2 protein-coding genes are annotated in these 2,097 nt (G+C 41.9%); both read left to right on the top strand.

Annotated elements, in window-relative coordinates; all coding sequences use genetic code 11:
- The first annotated feature begins 296 nt into the window (after positions 1-296).
- Entirely contained in the window at positions 297-1,283 is a 987-nt protein-coding gene (locus H6G18_RS24450) for an alpha/beta hydrolase family protein (RefSeq protein ID WP_190409673.1), read from the top strand.
- Positions 1,284-1,303: 20 nt separating this feature from the next.
- Positions 1,304-1,981 carry an SDR family oxidoreductase gene (locus tag H6G18_RS24455; RefSeq protein ID WP_190409674.1) on the top strand — a complete coding sequence of 226 codons (678 nt, stop codon included), beginning with the start codon at positions 1,304-1,306 and terminating at the stop codon, positions 1,979-1,981.
- Positions 1,982-2,097 lie beyond the last annotated feature (116 nt).

Raw genomic sequence — 2,097 nt, forward strand, 5'->3', positions numbered from 1 at the left:
AGGTAGACATGACAAGTCCCAATTCATTGAGGAGCCGTGTGAATTGAAAGATTCAGGCACGGTTCTGAAGACGAGTCAAAAAGGCGACTTTTTGGCTTAGTTTAACCGGTTCGGATAAGCAGGGGGTGCAGGGGAGGCAGGGGAGGGAAGAGAGTTATTATTAAGCAATTTCTCTTCCCCTGCTTCTATTCTCCCCCTGCACCCCCTGCTTATCCGAACCGTATTGGGGGACAGGGGACTAAGTATTGGGCAGCAAGAGAGAATAACTGTTGACTAATCACTAATTAAACCGAATTATGCAGACTGTACAAGCTTTGTTAACCGCCGCCAAAGTTGAGAGTGCTAAATCTCCTTACGATACTATCCACATTAAAATTCTTTATCCTGCACAAAATATAGATAGTGACTTAGAAAAAAACTGGGGAATGTTACCTGTTGATGCAGCAAAAGCCCCTTTCCCAGTCGTGATTTTTTTCAATGGTTTTAACTGCGATGCTCAAAAATATCAATGGTTGGGTATAGAACTAGCCCAAACCGGACTAGTAGTGGTGATGTTTAATTGGATTGGGGAAAGTCTCCCAGGACTTGTTAGTTTCACCCCTGGGTTTGATATAGAAAAGCGAAAACGGGAATTTTATGGTACTGCTCCCACGGCTTCAGCTTTGCCAGCAATACTAGCCAAACTAGAAGACTTACAGACTGAGGGCATTTTGGCTGGGACACTTGACCTGCAAAAAATCATTTTAGGAGGACACTCTGAAGGCGGTAGACTTGCAATGGAAAACGCTAACCCCAGCTTTTTCCCCCAAGTGGTAGCATCATTTGCTTATGGCTCAAACACAGCCGGAGCAATTATTTTGGGTTATGAAGCAAATACTATCTTACCCTTACCAGACACCATGCCCAGGCTAGTGATGGGTGGAACCTGTGACGGGGTAATTGCCAACAGTAGCTCTCACTTTGGTTTGAATACAAAAGATGCTATCACCCCAGTCATTCGTACCTTCCAAGAAGCAATCCTGGGAGGACGAGGTGACAGCTATTTACTACTTTTGGAGGGAGCAAATCACTTTTCCATAGTTGACACCGTAGACTCAACCTTATCCATACCCTTTACTGACTTCCTAGCCACCCAACCCCAAGAGGATTTTCGTCTATTAATAGCTGACATTATCAATTTATTTATTGATGTCCATGTGCGCCAGCAACCAGAAGCATTGCCAAAGCTTGAGCAATTACTAATTGTTGCTCATCCTTTGATAAAATCCTTTGAGCGTAAGTGATGAATTTTATTTAAAATCAGATGACCAAATCATCTAACATTTTTTTAGTTGGGGCTAGTCGTGGTGTTGGACGAGAAATCGCCCACTACTTAATTAGGCAGAATCTCCCAGTCAAAGCACTCCTGAGAAGTGAAACATCTCGTGCTGAACTAGACGCAATAGGCGTTCAAGTAGTTTTGGGAGATGCCATAAATGCCAGTGATGTAGAACGTGCAATTTTAACAGATGAGCCGATTCATACTGTTATTAGTACCCTCGGCGGTTTACCTACAGACACAGAACGACCAGATTACCTTGGGAACAAGAATCTCATTGATGCAGCAGTCAAAGCTGGGGTGAAAAAATTTATCCTTGTGACTTCCATTGGTACAGGAAATAGTGTAAAAGCTCTTTCTCCCCAAGCATTAGTAGCGTTGGGGCCAGTTTTAGTAGAGAAAGAGAAAGCTGAACAACATTTAATTGCCAGTGGGCTAACTTACACCATTATTCGTCCTGGGGGACTAAAATCAGAGCCAGCAACCGGAAACGGCGTATTAACTGAAGACACTCGGATTGTCGGTAGTATCCATCGCGCTGATGTAGCACAGTTAGTTGTCCAATGTTTAAACTCTGAGCGTACTAATAATAAAATCTTGTCAGCCGTAGACAAAAATATGTTATTTACTCAAACAGATTTCGTAGAGTTTAGTTTGGATTAACAAAAAAAGCAGAAGTGTTGAATGTTAAGAAAAAGCCAATAAAAATAGCCCAAAATATGTTAGATTTTGGGCGAAGGATTAAAATATTTTAGTTTAACAGTGATTATAAATTCATT

This window comes from Anabaena subtropica FACHB-260 (genome assembly GCF_014697105.1).
GTDB classification, from domain to species: domain Bacteria; phylum Cyanobacteriota; class Cyanobacteriia; order Cyanobacteriales; family Nostocaceae; genus Trichormus; species Trichormus subtropicus.

What these genes read in the sequence shown, in the direction of transcription:
- H6G18_RS24450 (WP_190409673.1), top strand. Translation starts at nt 297, where the DNA reads ATGCAGACTGTACAAGCTTTGTTAACCGCCGCCAAAGTTGAGAGTGCT.
- H6G18_RS24455 (WP_190409674.1), top strand. Translation starts at nt 1,304, where the DNA reads ATGACCAAATCATCTAACATTTTTTTAGTTGGGGCTAGTCGTGGTGTT.